General features: G+C 71.0%; 12 protein-coding genes and 1 tRNA gene. 6 read left to right on the plus strand and 7 right to left on the minus strand.

The window, feature by feature from the left end; all coding sequences use genetic code 11:
• Window positions 1-301 precede the first annotated feature (301 nt).
• Window positions 302-1687, minus strand: coding sequence for a cystathionine beta-synthase (locus tag ACJ9NR_RS16150; protein ID WP_412488258.1), 1386 nt, complete (start codon window positions 1685-1687; stop codon window positions 302-304).
• Between the two features lie 179 nt (window positions 1688-1866).
• On the opposite strand from ACJ9NR_RS16150, the gene ACJ9NR_RS16155 reads away from it, so the two are divergent.
• The 3 genes from ACJ9NR_RS16155 (at window position 1867) to ACJ9NR_RS16165 (ending at window position 5320) form a co-directional block, all read left to right on the plus strand.
• Window positions 1867-2931 carry an SGNH/GDSL hydrolase family protein gene (locus ACJ9NR_RS16155; protein WP_412488259.1) on the plus strand — a complete coding sequence of 355 codons (1065 nt, stop codon included), beginning with the start codon at window positions 1867-1869 and terminating at the stop codon, window positions 2929-2931.
• 125 nt (window positions 2932-3056) lie between these two features.
• Window positions 3057-4277, plus strand: coding sequence for an acetyl-CoA C-acetyltransferase (locus ACJ9NR_RS16160; RefSeq protein WP_412488260.1), 1221 nt, complete (start codon window positions 3057-3059; stop codon window positions 4275-4277).
• 272 nt (window positions 4278-4549) lie between these two features.
• On the plus strand, window positions 4550-5320 hold the full coding sequence (locus ACJ9NR_RS16165; protein WP_412488261.1) for a hypothetical protein: 771 nt from the start codon (window positions 4550-4552) through the stop codon (window positions 5318-5320).
• 80 nt (window positions 5321-5400) lie between these two features.
• Here ACJ9NR_RS16165 and ACJ9NR_RS16170 read toward each other — a convergent pair whose 3' ends face one another.
• A complete protein-coding gene (locus ACJ9NR_RS16170) occupies window positions 5401-5712 on the minus strand; it encodes a hypothetical protein (protein ID WP_412488262.1) in 312 nt (103 codons plus the stop codon).
• A 105-nt stretch (window positions 5713-5817) separates the two neighbouring features.
• Between ACJ9NR_RS16170 and ACJ9NR_RS16175 the strand changes: the two genes are divergently transcribed.
• Window positions 5818-6048: a DUF4287 domain-containing protein gene (locus ACJ9NR_RS16175; protein ID WP_384263702.1), complete on the plus strand. Its 231-nt coding sequence runs from the start codon at window positions 5818-5820 to the stop codon at window positions 6046-6048.
• Window positions 6049-6134: 86 nt separating this feature from the next.
• Here the strand turns inward: ACJ9NR_RS16175 and ACJ9NR_RS16180 are convergent, their stop codons facing one another.
• From ACJ9NR_RS16180 to ACJ9NR_RS16190, 3 genes are all read right to left on the minus strand, one after another.
• Entirely contained in the window at window positions 6135-7040 is a 906-nt protein-coding gene (locus tag ACJ9NR_RS16180; RefSeq protein ID WP_412488263.1) for a Bax inhibitor-1/YccA family protein, read from the minus strand.
• Between the two features lie 194 nt (window positions 7041-7234).
• Complete coding sequence (locus tag ACJ9NR_RS16185; RefSeq protein WP_412488264.1) at window positions 7235-8410, minus strand: 4-hydroxybenzoate 3-monooxygenase; 1176 nt, start codon at window positions 8408-8410, stop codon at window positions 7235-7237.
• 154 nt (window positions 8411-8564) lie between these two features.
• Window positions 8565-8648: transfer RNA gene (locus ACJ9NR_RS16190), tRNA-Leu, on the minus strand.
• 404 nt (window positions 8649-9052) lie between these two features.
• Between ACJ9NR_RS16190 and ACJ9NR_RS16195 the strand changes: the two genes are divergently transcribed.
• Together ACJ9NR_RS16195 and ACJ9NR_RS16200 are read left to right on the plus strand one after the other, a co-directional pair.
• Window positions 9053-9856 carry an ABC transporter ATP-binding protein gene (locus tag ACJ9NR_RS16195; protein WP_412488265.1) on the plus strand — a complete coding sequence of 268 codons (804 nt, stop codon included), beginning with the start codon at window positions 9053-9055 and terminating at the stop codon, window positions 9854-9856.
• Window positions 9856-12384, plus strand: a complete 2529-nt coding sequence (locus ACJ9NR_RS16200) for an ABC transporter permease (protein ID WP_412488266.1) — start codon at window positions 9856-9858, stop codon at window positions 12382-12384. Before ACJ9NR_RS16195 ends, ACJ9NR_RS16200 begins: the two co-directional genes overlap by 1 nt.
• A 58-nt stretch (window positions 12385-12442) precedes the next feature.
• Here the strand turns inward: ACJ9NR_RS16200 and ACJ9NR_RS16205 are convergent, their stop codons facing one another.
• On the minus strand, window positions 12443-13768 hold the full coding sequence (locus ACJ9NR_RS16205; RefSeq protein WP_412488267.1) for a class I SAM-dependent methyltransferase: 1326 nt from the start codon (window positions 13766-13768) through the stop codon (window positions 12443-12445).
• Between the two features lie 208 nt (window positions 13769-13976).
• Window positions 13977-15359, minus strand: coding sequence for an NAD(P)/FAD-dependent oxidoreductase (locus tag ACJ9NR_RS16210; RefSeq protein WP_412488268.1), 1383 nt, complete (start codon window positions 15357-15359; stop codon window positions 13977-13979).
• Between the last annotated feature and the right edge of the window lie 229 nt (window positions 15360-15588).

Here is a 15588-nt window from a genome sequence, read left to right on the forward strand (position 1 = left end):
CCCCCGCGAACGGGGGGCGGGACGACGGCGGTCCCCGCGAGGACGCCGACCGGGTCAGGCCCGGCCGTGCGTCGGGGCGTCCATGGAGGTCCGGGAGCCGCTCCGGAGGTCCTTGGACGTTCGGGTGCCGGCCGGGGCGGGGAGCCGCTCCCGCCCTGCCGACACCCCCTAAGGTGCCAAAGCCGTGTTAAGCCGGTGCTGCGTGGACGTGACGCGCTCGTACCACTTCCGCGAAGTCCGCGGAGGTGGCCGGTGGCCGCGGCCTCGCCACCGCCACCGGCACGTCACCCGGGGTCCGGCGTCACTTCACCTTGGCCAGGAAGGACAGCAGGTCCTGCCGGCTGATCACGCCGGTCGGCTTGCCCTCGACGAGGACGATCGCCGCGTCCGCGGCGCCGAGCACGGACATCAGGTCGGCCACCGGCTCGCCGGAGCCGACCTGCGGCAGCGGCGCGGACATGTGCTTCTCCAGCGGGTCCTCCAGGGAGGCCCGCTTGGTGAACAGGGCGTCGAGCAGTTCCCGTTCCACCACCGAGCCCACGACCTCGGCGGCCATGACGTCCGGGTGACCGGCGCCCGGCTTCACGATCGGCATCTGCGAGACGCCGTACTCGCGCAGCACCTCGATGGCCTGGCCGACGGTCTCGTCCGGGTGCATGTGGACGAGGGAGGGGATGGCGCCGTGCTCCTTGTCGTTCAGGACGTCGCCGACCCGCGCGCTCGGGCCCGTGTCCTCGAGGAAGCCGTAGTCGGCCATCCACTCGTCGTTGAAGATCTTGCTGAGGTACCCGCGGCCGCTGTCGGGCAGCAGCACCACGACGACGTCGTCCTCGCCGAGCCGGGAGGCGACCTCCAGCGCCGCGACGACCGCCATCCCGCAGGAGCCGCCGACCAGCAGCCCCTCCTCCTTGGCCAGCCGGCGGGTCATCTGGAAGGAGTCCTTGTCGGACACCGCGACGATCTCGTCGGCCACGGTCCGGTCGTAGGCGGTCGGCCAGAAGTCCTCACCGACGCCCTCGACCAGGTACGGCCGCCCGGAGCCGCCGGAGTACACGGAGCCCTCGGGGTCGGCGCCGATCACCTTGACCCTGCCGTCGCTGACGTCCTTCAGGTAGCGGCCGGTGCCCGAGATGGTCCCGCCGGTGCCGACGCCCGCCACGAAGTGGGTGATCCTGCCCTCCGTCTGCTCCCACAGCTCGGGGCCGGTGGAGTGGTAGTGGGAGAGGGGGTTGTTGGGGTTGGAGTACTGGTCGGGCTTCCAGGCGCCGGGCGTCTCGCGCACCAGCCGGTCGGAGACGTTGTAGTAGGAGTCCGGGTGTCCGGGGTCCACGGCGGTCGGGCAGACGACGACCTCGGCGCCGTAGGCCCGCAGCACGTTGATCTTGTCGGTGCTCACCTTGTCGGGGCACACGAAGATGCACTTGTACCCCTTCTGCTGGGCCACGATGGCGAGCCCGACCCCGGTGTTGCCGCTGGTCGGCTCGACGATGGTGCCGCCCGGCTGCAGCTCCCCGCTCTTCTCCGCCGCCTCGATCATGCGCAGGGCGATGCGGTCCTTCACCGAACCGCCCGGATTGAAGTACTCGACCTTGGCCAGGACGGTCGCCCGAATGCCCTTGGTCACGCTGTTGAGCCTCACCAGCGGGGTGTTGCCGACGAGGCTGATCATCGAGTCGTGGAATTGCACCGTTGTCTCCGGATGCTTGCAAAAGATGTGGCCGTGATGGTGCCGCCAGCCTACGGCTCACCGCCGCCCGGCAGTCCGGGGGTTTCCCCCGGACGCCACGGCACACCCGGCGGAGATTGGCGCACGGCCGGTACGGGGCAAGGAATTGTTGTACGGCTAGGAGGAGGTGGCGGCGACGTATGACGAGCATGTCGAGGGCGCGGGTGGCCCGGCGGATCGCGGCCGGCGCGGCGTTCGGCGGTGGCGGGATCGGGCTGGCCGGCGCGGCCGCCGTGGGACTGCTGCTGGCGGAGGTCCGCCTGGCCAGGCGGCACGTGGGCAACGGCACCAGCGGACGGGTCCCGGTGGCGGACGGCCTGTACGGCACGTCCTACACCGTCCCCGACGAACCGCCCCTGCGCCTGACCATGCTCGGTGACTCCACGGCCGCGGGCCAGGGCGTGCACCGCGCGGGCCAGACGCCGGGCGCCCTGCTCGCCTCGGGCCTCGCCGCGGTGGCCGAGCGCCCGGTGGAGCTGCACAACGTGGCCCTGCCGGGAGCCACCTCCGACGACCTGGACCGCCAGGTGGCGCTGGTGCTGGCGGACCCCACCCGCACGCCCGACGTCTGCGTGGTCATGATCGGCGCCAACGACGTCACCCACCGCATGCCGCCGACCCGTTCGGTGCGCCATCTCTCGGCGGCGGTACGCCGGCTGCGCACGGCCGGCGCGGAGGTGGTGGTCGGCACCTGCCCCGACCTCGGCACCATCGAACCGGTCCAGCAGCCGCTGCGCTGGCTGGCCCGCCGCTCCTCCCGCCAGCTCGCCGCGGCCCAGACGATCGGCGTCGTCGAGCAGGGCGGGCGCACGGTGTCGCTGGGCGACCTGCTCGGCCCCGAGTTCGAGGCCAACCCCCGCGAGCTCTTCGGACCCGACAACTACCACCCCTCGGCGGAGGGCTACGCGACGGCCGCCATGGCCGTGCTCCCCACGGTCTGCGCGGCCCTCGGCCTCTGGCCGGCCGAGGAGGAGCGCCCCGACGTCTCCCGCCACGAGGGCTTCCTCCCGGTCGCCAGGGCGGCGGCGGAGGCCGCCTCCGAGGCGGGCACGGAGGTCACGGCGGCGATGCCGACCGGACCCCGGGGCCCCTGGGCGCTGCTCAAGCGCAGGCGCAGGCGCCGGGTGCAGGAGCCGGAGACGCGGACACCACCGGCGTCCTCGCGCACCCGGCTGCCCGGGGGCGCCGCCTCCGGTGGAGCCTGAACAAAGCAAGCGCTTAGAAAATTGCGGTCAGGGTCACACCGCGCCACCCGTGACCCTGACCATACGTACGGGTAACTTCCCCAGGAAGCCCTGCCCATCGCCACACGTACGCCACTGGAGCCGTGATGCCCGAAGCCGTGATCGTCTCGACCGCCCGCTCCCCCATCGGCCGCGCTTTCAAGGGCTCGCTCAAGGACCTGCGCCCCGACGACCTCACCGCCACGATCATCCAGGCCGCCCTCGCCAAGGTCCCCGGGCTGGACCCGCAGGACATCGAGGACCTGATGCTCGGCTGCGGCCTGCCCGGCGGCGAGCAGGGCAACAACCTCGGCCGCATCGTCGCCGTGCAGATGGGCATGGACCACCTGCCGGGCTGCACCATCACCCGGTACTGCTCCTCCTCGCTGCAGACCTCCCGCATGGCGCTGCACGCCATCAAGGCCGGCGAGGGCGACGTCTTCATCTCGGCGGGCGTCGAGATGGTCTCCCGCTACACCAAGGGCAACTCCGACAGCCTCCCGGACACGCACAACCCCCTGTTCGCCGAGGCCGAGGCCCGCACCGCCGAGGTCGCCCAGCAGGAGGGCACGACCTGGCACGACCCGCGCGAGGACGGCAAGCTCCCCGACCCCTACATCGCGATGGGCCAGACCGCCGAGAACCTCGCCCGCCTCAAGGGGATCACCCGTCAGGACATGGACGAGTTCGGCGTCCGCTCGCAGAACCTCGCCGAGGAGGCCATCAAGAACGGCTTCTGGGAGCGCGAGATCACCCCGGTGACCCTGCCCGACGGCACGGTCGTCGCCAAGGACGACGGCCCGCGCGCCGGCGTCACCATGGAGGGCGTCGCGGGACTCAAGCCGGTCTTCCGCCCCGACGGCCTGGTCACCGCCGGCAACTGCTGCCCGCTGAACGACGGCGCGGCGGCCGTGGTCATCATGAGCGACACCAAGGCACGCGAGCTCGGCCTCACCCCGCTCGCCCGCATCGTGTCCACCGGCGTCTCCGGCCTGTCCCCCGAGATCATGGGGCTCGGTCCGGTCGACGCGAGCAACCAGGCCCTGCGACGGGCCGGCCTCACCATCGACGACATCGACCTGGTCGAGATCAACGAGGCGTTCGCCGCCCAGGTGATCCCCTCCTACCGCGAGCTGGGCATCCCGCTGGAGAAGCTGAACGTGAACGGCGGCGCGATCGCCGTCGGCCACCCCTTCGGCATGACCGGCGCCCGCATCACCGGCACGCTCATCAACTCCCTCCGGTTCCACGACAAGCAGTTCGGTCTGGAGACCATGTGCGTCGGCGGCGGCCAGGGCATGGCCATGGTCATCGAGCGCCTGAGCTGAACCTGTCGGTGACCGCCGTAGCACACACCGTGAGCCGACGGCCCGGAGTCCGGGAAACCCCGGGCCTCCGGGCCGTTTTGTGATCCAATCTCCCCCAGGATGTGACCTATCTCCCTGACGGAGGGGATTTACGCAGGTCAGCGTCGTTGCGTCAGTGAAGCCCGGGTCCAAAGTCCCGCCCGTTTCGTGACGTTACGCACTGACAGCTGGTTAGTCCGCCCTTCAAGCTGATGTAGGAAGTCGGGGGTCGACTTTGAACCGGGAGTACGTCAGTGAGCGCCATGCCGATCGCCTTGCTGGTCATCACGGCCGCCACGGGCGCCGTGGGCGTCGCCGTCCTGCGCACGCTCATGGTGCTGCGCCGTGAGGTCGCGGTACTGCACACCCAGCTCGCCGAGAACAACTCCGCGCGCGGTCTCGTACCGGCCGCCCGCTCCTCCGAGGCCGACGAGATACGTGCCGCGGTCGCCGCGGCGCTGGCCGAGGAGCGGGAGCGCGAGCTCGCCGAGGCGCGTGCCTTCTGGGCCGCGCAGGAGGCCCGCGACTCCGACGCGCCGTCGCTGCTGGGCCTGCCCGACAGCGAGCTGTTCCTGCCCCGCCAGGCCGATTTCGTGGGCCTGGAGCCGGTGAGCGAGCCCACCGCGGACACCGACGAGTTCACGGGGGAGTCCGCCGAGCTGGCCGCCGCCCGCCGCCGCCACCCCTCGCACCCGGACTTCGTCCCGGTCCAGTCACCGGTCGTGAACGACCACGAGCGCACGGTCGCCACCCTGGAGGAGCTCGCCTCCTCCCGCGTCGAGCTGGCCGACGTCCGCCCGGGGCCGCTGGGCACCCTCGACGTGTACGTCTTCGCCGACGGCACCACCCTCTGCATGACCCCGGGCCACCGTGAGACGGCCGAGCGCCTCGCGGCGGCCCTCCGGGCCGGCGAGAGCCCGGTCCTCCTGGGCGGCTCGGGCATCTCGGGCGCGTACACGCTGACGTTCGAGTGCGGCGAGGAGAACGTCTACATCCTGGCCGACCGGGTCATCGCCTCGCTGTAGCGCGCCGGGCCCCGCAGCGCACCGAACGGGCGCGGGGAACGGCGCGAGCAGCCACGGCGGCCCGCAGCCGCGCCCGAGCCTCAGACCCCCGCCCGGTCCTGCGCCTCCCCCACCAACCGCACAGCCTCGTCGACCTGGCCCTCGTCACTCAGCACGAGGGCCAGGTCGTGAACCGCGACGGTGATCTGATCGGCCGCGGCGAACATCCCCGCGTCGGGCATCTCCCGGGGCTCCGCCCCGGGTTCCTCCAGAGCCTGCGCCCGCCGGCTCAACTCCCGTGCCAGCGCCAGCGCCTCCGCGGCACCACCCCGCTGCAGGCGGCTCTGCGGCGCCGCCCTCAGACGGTCGGCGAAATGATCCACGGCTCGCGTCAGGGGCGTCGTATCAACCACGGACCGAGCGTACGCGGACCCGCCGCACTGTTGCCAACAGGCGAACGCTCAGGCACGGTGACCTGAAGGACCGGCTTACATCCCCTTTTTCGTCCGGAGGCGCCGATGTCCCAAGTCTTCTCCGAGGAGACCCATCGCAACCTGCTCGCCCGCATCCCGCACTGCACCGGTCGTGAGGTCACCGACTGGCTCCGCGCCGTCGAGGACGGCCCGGCTCTCTTCAACTTCGAGGAAAAGGTCAGCTGGCTCCGCCACGAGCACAATCTCGCGTACGGCCACGCCAAGGCGATTGTTCATGAGTACGACCTGAGGAGGGCCGCGCGCAAACTGCTCTAGGCGCGCAACTGGACGACGACGAAGGGCCCCGGGAGGAACCCGGGGCCCTTCGCTGTTCCCGCCGCGCGCGGCGCGGCCGTCGAGCGCTAGTCGCTGCTGTTGAGGATCGCGATGATCCGCAGGAACTCCATGTAGATCCACACCAGCGTCAGCGTCAGGCCGAAGGCGGCCAGCCACGCCTCGTCCTTCGGCGCGCCGTAGGCGATGCCGTCCTCGACCTGCTTGAAGTCCAGGGCGAGGAAGCAGGCGCCGAGCAGGATGCCGACGACACCGAAGAAGATGCCGAGCGGGCCGCTGCGGAAGCCCAGGCCGTCACCGCCGCCGAAGACGGCGAACAGCAGGTTCACCACCATCAGCAGCACGAAGCCGAGCGCGGCCGCCATCACGAAGCCGTAGAAGCGGCGGTTGACGCGGATCCAGCCCGCCTTGTAGGCGAGCAGCACACCGGCGAAGACCGCCATCGTGCCGATCACGGCCTGCATGGCCGCGCCGCTCGCGATGCGGTTGTCGACGATGCTGGAGACGACGCCGAGGAAGACACCCTCGAACGCGGCGTACGACATGATCAGCGCGGGCGAGGCCTTGCGCTTGAAGGACTGGACGAACGCCAGGACCATGCCGATCAGCGCCGCGCCGATACCGATGCCGTAGGACCGGCTGATGTGGGCGTCGTCGACCGGCAGCAGCGCCCAGGCGAGCGCGGCCGTCACGACCAGGATGCCGAGCGTCGACGCCGTGCGCAGCACGACGTCGTCCATCGTCATCCGGCCGGTGGTGGCCGGGGCCTGCGGCGGGGCGCCCTGCAGGCCCTGCTGGGCGTAGGGGTTCTGCGCGTACGGGTTCTGCGCGTAGGGGTTGCCGGCGGGCTGCGCGTAGGGGTTGCCCTGCGTGCCGACAGCCTGTCCCCCGGCCCCCGGCGCGGCGTTGAAGCCCGCGTAGCCGTTGTCGCGGCTGAACCCCCGTCGCGAGAAGACCGGGTTTCTGCTCCTCATTGCACTCCTCCATGGCCGCACGACGCGGCCTTGGCATCAAGGGTAATGGATCGGCAAAGGATTGACCCTGGTGCTTGGGGAGGATCTTTCCCTCGTCGTGCTGCGCAACACGCTACGCGGATCCGTGATTCCCCTCACCGCGGCGGGCCATTCATGACCGATCTGCGACCTGGCCGGAACCGGTCGGAGATCACTCAGCCGAACGGGAAGCCCGTGTAGCCCTCGGCGAGGTCGGTCTCGGCGGCCCGCGAGGAGGCTATGCGCTCCAGCCGGGCGAGCTGCAGCCGCTCCTCGAAGGGGGTGGCGCCGGGTGCGCGGTGCAGCATGGTCGTCATGTCGTAGGAGAACCGCTCGGCCTGCCAGACGCGGCGCAGGCAGGTCTGCGAGTAGGCGTCGAGGAGCTCCGCCGAGCCGGTGCGCTCCAGGTGGGTCAGCGCCCGCGCGAAGGTGACGACGTCCCCGACGGCGAGGTTCAGGCCCTTCGCGCCCGTGGGCGGCACGATGTGCGCGGCGTCGCCGGCCAGGAACAGCCGGCCGTGCCGCATGGGCTCGTGGACGTGGGAGCGCATCGGCGTCACCGACTTCTGGGTGATCGGTCCGCGCTCCAGCCGCCAGCCGTCCCCGGTCTCGAGGCGGCGCTCCAGCTCCCGCCAGATCTCCTCGTCGCTCCACGCCCCGGCGTCGGTTCCCTCGGGCACCTGGAGGTAGAGACGCGAGGTGGCCGGGGAGCGCATGGACAGCAGGGCGAAGCCGCGGTCGTGGCGGGCGTAGACCAGCTCGTCGTGCGAGGGGGGCACGTCGGCGAGGACGCCGAGCCAGGAGAAGGGGTACGTCCGCTCGAAGACGCGGGTCAGCTCCCCGGGGACCGCCTTCCGGGAGACACCCCGGAAGCCGTCGCAGCCGACGACGTAGTCGCACCGGAGGACGTCCTCGGCGCCCCCGTGCCGGAACCGGACGCGCGGGCTGTCGCCCTCCGCTCCCTCGACCGCCAGCGCCTCCGCCTCGAACAGCAGCGGGCCGCCCTCCTCGAGCTGCAGGGCGATGAGGTCCTTGCACACCTCGGTCTGGGCGTACACCATCACCGACCGGCCGCCGGTGAGGGCGGGGAAGTCGATCCGCCGGCGCCGCCCGGCGTAGCGCAGCTCGATGCCGTCGTGCCGCAGGCCCACGCGGTCCATGCGCTCCCCGGCCCCGGCCGCGCGCAGCACGTCCGCCGTGCCCTGCTCCAGTATCCCGGCCCGCTGGCGCTGCTCGACGTAGGCCCGGTCGCGGCTCTCGAGCACGACCGAGTCGACGCCGGCGTCGTGCAGCAGCCGGGCGAGCAGCAGTCCGGCCGGACCGGCTCCGATGATGCCGACGGTGGTACGCATCGGTCGTTCCCTTCGGGTGGGCGCCATGGCCATGATGTTCGTCTGGTGAAGTTTTATTCACCAACTTCTGACCGCGAGTCTCCGGCCACACGCGCCCGCTGTCAACAGACGGTGAAGTCCTCAATGGAGGGTGCACGGAAACGATGAGGGGAAGTGCCCGGAGCCGGACTTGAACCGGCACGCCCGCGAAGGGGCAGCGAGGTTTAAGCTCGCCGTGTCTGCATTCCACCATCCGGGCAGGCCATGGGCTCCGCTTCGAGCGTCCCGAGCCTATCGGGATACGTCCCCCGAACAGCCGACCGGTGGACCGATGTTGTCTTATTTTATTGGCGTCTGAGGGTGCATCAGCCCGTGGTACGCGCCATCCGCACTTGCCAATAGCCTTGCGTGCGGCGGTTCCCGGCGCATGCGGAATGACGGAATTTCACCGCCCGAACGAGGGTGCTCCACCGGTTCTCGACGCACGCCCGCACGGGCGGCGGAGTCAGGGGTCCCCGTCATCCCCAGGTATGACTACGCGGCAGGTGGTCCGACCCGAGTCGCCCCCGGGAACCGGAACAGCGGCTGACTCCACGGGCCGCCGCGGCGACCACGATGGAACACGTCCCCTTCACGACGTCGCCCCCCGAGGAGTTCCTTCCCGTGACCACCACACCTGTCGCCGGCCGGGCCACCGCCACCGTGGCCGCGCGCGCCACGGACCTGTCGAAGATCTACGGACAGGGCGAGACCCAGGTGGTCGCCCTCGACCGGGTCTGCGTCGACTTCCGGCAGGCCGAGTTCACCGCGATCATGGGCCCCTCGGGGTCGGGCAAGTCCACGCTGATGCACTGCGTGGCCGGGCTCGACACCTTCTCCTCCGGCTCCGTCCGCATCGGCGACACCGAACTCGGCTCCCTCAAGGACAAGCAGCTCACCAGGCTCCGCCGGGACAAGATCGGCTTCATCTTCCAGGCGTTCAACCTGCTGCCGACGCTGACCGCCCTGGAGAACATCACCCTCCCGATGGACATCGCGGGCCGCAAGCCCGACCAGCAGTGGGTGGAGACGGTGATCGGGATGGTCGGTCTCAGGGACCGCCTCGGCCACCGGCCCGCCCAGCTCTCCGGCGGCCAGCAGCAGCGCGTCGCCGTGGCCCGCGCCCTCGCCTCCAGGCCGGACATCGTCTTCGGCGACGAGCCGACCGGAAACCTCGACTCCCGCTCCGGTGCCGAGGTGCTGGGCTTCCTGCGCAACTCCGTACGGGAGCTGGGGCAGACGGTGGTCATGGTGACCCACGACCCGATGGCGGCGGCGTACGCGGACCGGGTGGTGTTCCTCGCGGACGGACGGGTCGTCGACGAGATGTACCGGCCGACCGCCGAGACCGTCCTGGACTTCATGCGGCAGTTCCCCGGGGGAAACCCCCGGACCACCGAGTTCGAGGCGAAGGGCCGTACGAGCTGATGTTCCGCACCGCCCTGCGCAACGTCCTTGCGCACAAGGCCCGGCTCCTGATGACCGTGCTCGCCGTGATGCTCGGCGTGGCCTTCGTGTCCGGGACGCTGGTCTTCACCAACACCGTCTCCGACGCCTTCCAGAACAGCTCCACCAAGGGGTTCGACCAGGTCGACGTGGCCGTCCGGGCCAAGTCCCGGGCGGACAAGGGCAACACGATCAGCAAGGCGCCCGAGCTGACCCAGGCCATGCTCGACAGGAGCGCGAAGGTGCCGGGCGCGGCGCGCGCCGTCGGTGTCGTCAGCGGCTTCACCGCCGTCGCCGGCAAGGACGGCAAGCTCGTCGGCCGCGGCTTCCAGTCGCAGGGCGGCAACTACTGGGGCACCAAGGACCCCCGGTACCCGCTGAAGTCCGGCAGCGCTCCGCACGGCGCGCACCAGGTCGCCATCGACGCGAAGACCGCCGAGCGCACCGGGTACAAGGTCGGCGACACCGTCCGCCTCTCCGTCGACGGCCCGGTCCTCACCCCGACGATCAGCGGCGTCTTCACCACCGACGACGGCAACGTCGCCGCCGGCGGCAGCCTCGCCCTCTTCGACACGGCCACCGCCCAGAAGCTGTTCGGCAAGCCCGGCACGTACGACGAGATCGACGTGAAGGCCGCCGCCGGCACCTCCCAGACCGCGCTGAAGGCCGGGCTGGACAAGGCGCTGGGCACCAGGCTGCTGGAGACCACCACCGGCAGGAAGCTCGCCGACGACCAGGCGCGGCAGATCTCCTCCTCGATGAGCGGGCTGAAGCAGGGCCTGCTGGTCTTCGCGGGCATCGCGCTCTTCGTCGGCACCTTCATCATCGCCAACACCTTCACCATGCTGGTCGCCCAGCGCACCAAGGAGCTGGCGCTGCTGCGCGCCGTCGGCGCCTCGCGGCGCCAGGTCACCCGGTCGGTGCTGATCGAGGCGTTCGTGGTCGGTGTGGTCGCCGGCGTCACCGGACTGGTCGCGGGCATCGGCATCGGCGCCGGCCTGCGCGCCCTCATGGGCACGCTGGGCGGCAGCGTCCCGGACGGCCCGCTGGTCATCACGCCGGGCACGGTCGCGGCGGCCCTCGCGGTCGGCGTCGTCATCACCATGCTCGCGGCGTGGCTGCCCGGCCGCCGCGCCGCGAAGATCCCGCCGGTCGCCGCGATGAGCAGCGTCCACGCGAAGGCGACGACCAAGTCGCTGGTGCTGCGCAACACGCTGGGCGCGCTGTTCAGCGGCGCGGGCGTCGCGGTGGTCCTGGCGGCCACCACGATGAACGGCTCGGACGGCCAGGCCCCGATGGGCCTGGGCGCGGTCCTGCTCATCATCGGCGTCTTCATCCTCACGCCGCTGCTGTCCCGCCCGCTGATCGCGGCCGCGGCGCCGGTCCTGCGCCTCTTCGGCATCTCGGGCAAGCTGGCCCGCCAGAACTCGGTGCGCAACCCGCGCCGCACGGCGGCCACCGCCTCCGCGCTGATGATCGGGCTCACCCTCATCACCGGCATGACGGTGATGGCGGGCAGCCTGCAGAAGTCCATCGACAAGATGGCCTCGTCCGCCATCAGGGCCGACTACGTGGTCTCCATGGCCAACGGCAACGAACTCTCGCCCGGCGTCGACAGGAAGCTCGCGGCCACCGGGGAGGTCACCGACACCAGCCCGCTGCGCAACGTCTACTCGCGCATCGACGGCACGGGCGAGTCCCTGACCGGGGTGAACGGCGCGGCGATCGCGAAGCTCACCGACCTCAAGGTGGACGAGGGCGCCTTCGAGGTCGGCGGCAGCCACGTCGTGGTCGACCAGGACACGGCCAAGTCCCACGGCTGGAAGGAGGGTTCGAGCTTCACCGCGCACTACGAGGACGGGAAGTCGACCCCGCTGACGGTCTCCGGCGTCTACGAGGGCAACGAGCTGATCCGCGGCATCCTCGTCGACAGCGCCACCGTCACCCCGCACATGAGCGACCCGGGCGACATGCAGGTCCTGGTGAAGACCGCCGGCGGCGCGTCCGGCGCGACCAAGGACAAGCTGGAGAAGGCCCTCGGCAGCAACCCGGCCATCAAGGTGCAGAGCAAGCAGGACCTCTCGGACGACATCGCGAGGATGTTCACGCTGATGCTGAACATGCTCTACGGCCTGCTCGCCATGGCGGTGATCGTCGCGGTGCTCGGCGTCATCAACACCCTGGCCATGTCGGTCTTCGAACGCTCGCAGGAGATCGGCATGCTCCGCGCCATCGGCCTGGACCGCAAGGGCATCAAGCGCATGGTCCGCCTGGAGTCCCTGGTGATCTCCCTGTTCGGCGGCGTGCTCGGGATCGGCCTGGGCGTCTTCTTCGGCTGGGCGGCCGGCGAGCTGCTGGGCACGAAGATGGCGACGTACGAACTGGTCCTGCCCTGGACGAGGATGGCGGTCTTCCTCCTGCTGGCCGCGACGGTCGGCGTCCTGGCGGCCCTGTGGCCGGCCAGGCGGGCGGCCCGCCTGAACATGCTGGCGGCCATCAAGTCGGAGTAGCCGCACGTACGGAGGGGCCCCGTCCGGTGACCGGGCGGGGCCCCTCCGTACGTGCTGTCTACGCCTGGGGCCGGGAGTCCTCCCGCGACCCGGGCGCACCCCACGTACGGGTCCTGAGCGGCATGCCCGACGCGCCGCCCTCCGGCGTCCGCACGGCCAGCACCTGGTTGACCCCGATGCGGTTGCGTTCGAAGGAGAGCGCGCTGGCGGCCATGTACAGCCGCCAGACGCGGGCGCGCCCCGGACCGGTCAGCCGCACCGAACGCGCCCAGTCCGCCTCCAGGTTGGCCACCCAGCGGCGCAGCGTGAGGGCGTAGTGCTCGCGGATCGACTCCACGTCGCGCACCTCGAGCCCGGCGCGCTCGAGCTGGGTGACGGTGGTGCCGATCGGGGCGAGCTCGCCGTCCGGGAAGACGTAGGCGTCGATGAACCCGTCGACGTTGTAGGTCGATTCGTCGCGCTGCGGCCGGCGGGCGATCTGGTGGTTGAGCAGCCGCCCGCCGGGACGCAGCAGACCGTGCAGGACCCGGGCGTACTCCAGGTACCGCTCCGCGCCCACGTGTTCGGCCATTCCGATGGAGGAGATGGCGTCGTACGGCCCGTCGGCGACGTCCCGGTAGTCCTGCACCCGGATCTCCACCCGGTCGGTCAGACCCTCGTCGGCGACGCGCTTGCGGGCGTAGGCGGCCTGCTCGTGGGAGAGGGTGACGCCGACGACGCTCGCGCCGTGCTCGCGCGCGGCGTGGACGGCCATGGAGCCCCAGCCGCAGCCGACGTCGAGCAGCCGCTGACCGGGGCTCAGATCGAGCTTGCGGCAGACCAGTTCGAGTTTGTCGCGCTGGGCCTGTTCCAGGGTGCCGCCCTGCTGCCAGTAGGCGCAGGAGTACACCATGGAGGGGCCGAGGACGATCTCGTAGAAGTCGTTGCCCACGTCGTAGTGGTGGCTGATGGCGCGCCGGTCACTGCGCTTGGTGTGCAGGTGCGCGCGGGTCCGGCGGATCTCCTCGCGCGGCGGGGCGGGCGGCAGCGGCAGTCCGGCCATCTTCACCAGCCCGCGCGCGGCGGACCGCGCCTGCGGGTCCCTGAGCGCCTGGAGCAGCGTCCTGGCGTCCTCGCCGCGCTCCCACACCAGCGACGCCATCAGGTCGAGGGCGGCGTACAGGTCGCCCTCGATGTCCAGGTCCCCGGCGACCCAGGCCCGGGCCAGGCCCAGTTCCCCCGGTTTCCACAGCAGCCGGCGCACGGCCCGGCGGTTGCGCACGACCAGCGCGGGTGCGCCCGGCGGCCCCGCCTGCGAACCGTCCCAGGCGCGGATGCGCACCGGCAACGGCACCCCCAGCAACTGCTCGACGAGGCTCTTCAGCCGCAGCGCGGCGTCAGCCATGGCGTACACCTCCGTGACAGCGATCCCGGATGTCCACTCACCACGTAAACACCTGAGGGGGCACTGCGCAGTCCCCCATGCGCGTTACGGCTGGGCAAAACAGATGTAGACGCCATCTTGCTTCCGGGTGCACGCCGCCCGGAAACGCCGGAGGACCTCCCGCACCACGGATGGCGGGAGGTCCCCTGGTCGGTTCAGCGGGCCCCGGTCAGGAGGCCTTCGCCTCGCTCCTGGCCTTCTCCGGCTGGGCCGCCGGCACCGGCTTGGCGGCCTCGTAGAACTCCTCGCGCGGGTTCTCCATGGCACCGAGGGAGACGACCTCGCGCTTGAGGAACATGCCGAGCGTCCAGTCGGCGAAGACGCGGATCTTGCGGTTGAAGGTCGGCATCGCCAGGCCGTGGTAGCCGCGGTGCATGTACCACGCCAGCCGGCCCTTGAGCTTGATCTTCATCTTGCCCAGGACGATCATCGCGACGCCCTTGTGGAGGCCGAGGCCGGCCACCGCGCCCTTGTTGGCGTGGCTGTACTCCTTCTGCGGGAAGCCCCGCATGCCGGAGATCACGTTGTCGCCGAGGACCTTGGCCTGACGCAGGGCGTGCTGGGCGTTCGGCGGGCACCAGGCGTTCTCGTTGCCCGCCTTGCGGCCGGCGAGGTCGGGGACCTGGGCGTTGTCGCCTGCGGCCCAGATGTAGTCGGTGCCCTTGACCTGGAGGGTCGGCTCGGTGTCGACGTGGCCACGTGGGCCGAGCGGCAGGCCGTAGCGGGAGAGGACCGGGTTCGGCTTGACGCCGGCCGTCCACACGATCGTGCCGGAGTCGACCTCGAGGCCGTTCTTGAGCACCACGTGCCCGTCGACGCAGGAGTCCATGGAGGTGGAGAGGTAGATCTCCACACCGCGGCTCTCCAGGTGGTCCTTGCCGTAGGCGCCCAGCTTCGGGCCGACCTCGGGCAGGATCTTGTCGGCGGCGTCGACGAGGATGAAGCGCATGTCCTCGCGGGAGACGTTCTTGTAGTACTTGGCCGCGTCCCGGGCCAGGTCCTCGACCTCGCCGATGGTCTCCGCGCCGGCGAAGCCGCCGCCGATGAAGACGAAGGTGAGTGCCTTGCGGCGGATCTCCTCGTCGGTGGTGGAGTCGGCCTTGTCGAGCTGCTCGAGGACGTGGTTGCGCAGGCCGATGGCCTCCTCGATGCCCTTCATGCCGATGCCCTGCTCGGCGAGGCCGGGGATCGGGAAGGTGCGGGAGACCGCGCCGAGCGCGATCACCAGGTAATCGAAGGGCAGCTCGTACGCCTCGCCGACCAGCGGGGCGATCGAGGCGACCTTGCGGTCCTGGTCGATGCCGGTGACCCGGCCGGTGAGGACCTCCGCCTTCGGCAGCACGCGTCGCAGCGGGACGACGACGTGGCGCGGGGAGATGTTGCCGGCGGCGGTTTCGGGGAGGAAGGGCTGGTAGGTCATGTACGACCGGGGGTCGACGACCGTGACGGTCGCCTCGCCGTAGCGCATCTTCTTCTGGATGCGCCGAGCTGCGTACAGGCCTACGTACCCACCGCCTACTACGAGGATCCTGGGACGCTCCGTGGTGCTCATGCCATCGAGTATCCACCTGCCTCAGGGGGTGGGCTCGTGCGCCCCTTCACAAGCATCGGCAGGGGGTGTGTTATCCTCCGCGACCCGCCTGTCGCACCCGGTCGCGCCGCGAAGGGTGCCGGGTCGGTACGTCCCGTTGTCAATGCCGCGTGAGCTGGTGCTCCGCCGCGCGGCGGCCACCGTCAGCCCTCCGGGACACCCCCGCGAAAGCACCCTTCGGGACGCCCCC

The organism is Streptomyces sediminimaris, from assembly GCF_047049295.1.
GTDB classification, from domain to species: domain Bacteria; phylum Actinomycetota; class Actinomycetes; order Streptomycetales; family Streptomycetaceae; genus Streptomyces; species Streptomyces sediminimaris.

Coding starts and splice junctions, on each gene's coding strand:
- ACJ9NR_RS16155 (WP_412488259.1), top strand. CDS start 1,867: ATGACGAGCATGTCGAGGGCGCGGGTGGCCCGGCGGATCGCGGCCGGC.
- ACJ9NR_RS16160 (WP_412488260.1), top strand. CDS start 3,057: ATGCCCGAAGCCGTGATCGTCTCGACCGCCCGCTCCCCCATCGGCCGC.
- ACJ9NR_RS16175 (WP_384263702.1), top strand. CDS start 5,818: ATGTCCCAAGTCTTCTCCGAGGAGACCCATCGCAACCTGCTCGCCCGC.
- ACJ9NR_RS16180 (WP_412488263.1), bottom strand. CDS start 7,040: ATGAGGAGCAGAAACCCGGTCTTCTCGCGACGGGGGTTCAGCCGCGAC.
- ACJ9NR_RS16185 (WP_412488264.1), bottom strand. CDS start 8,410: ATGCGTACCACCGTCGGCATCATCGGAGCCGGTCCGGCCGGACTGCTG.
- ACJ9NR_RS16200 (WP_412488266.1), top strand. CDS start 9,856: ATGTTCCGCACCGCCCTGCGCAACGTCCTTGCGCACAAGGCCCGGCTC.
- ACJ9NR_RS16205 (WP_412488267.1), bottom strand. CDS start 13,768: ATGGCTGACGCCGCGCTGCGGCTGAAGAGCCTCGTCGAGCAGTTGCTG.
- ACJ9NR_RS16210 (WP_412488268.1), bottom strand. CDS start 15,359: ATGAGCACCACGGAGCGTCCCAGGATCCTCGTAGTAGGCGGTGGGTAC.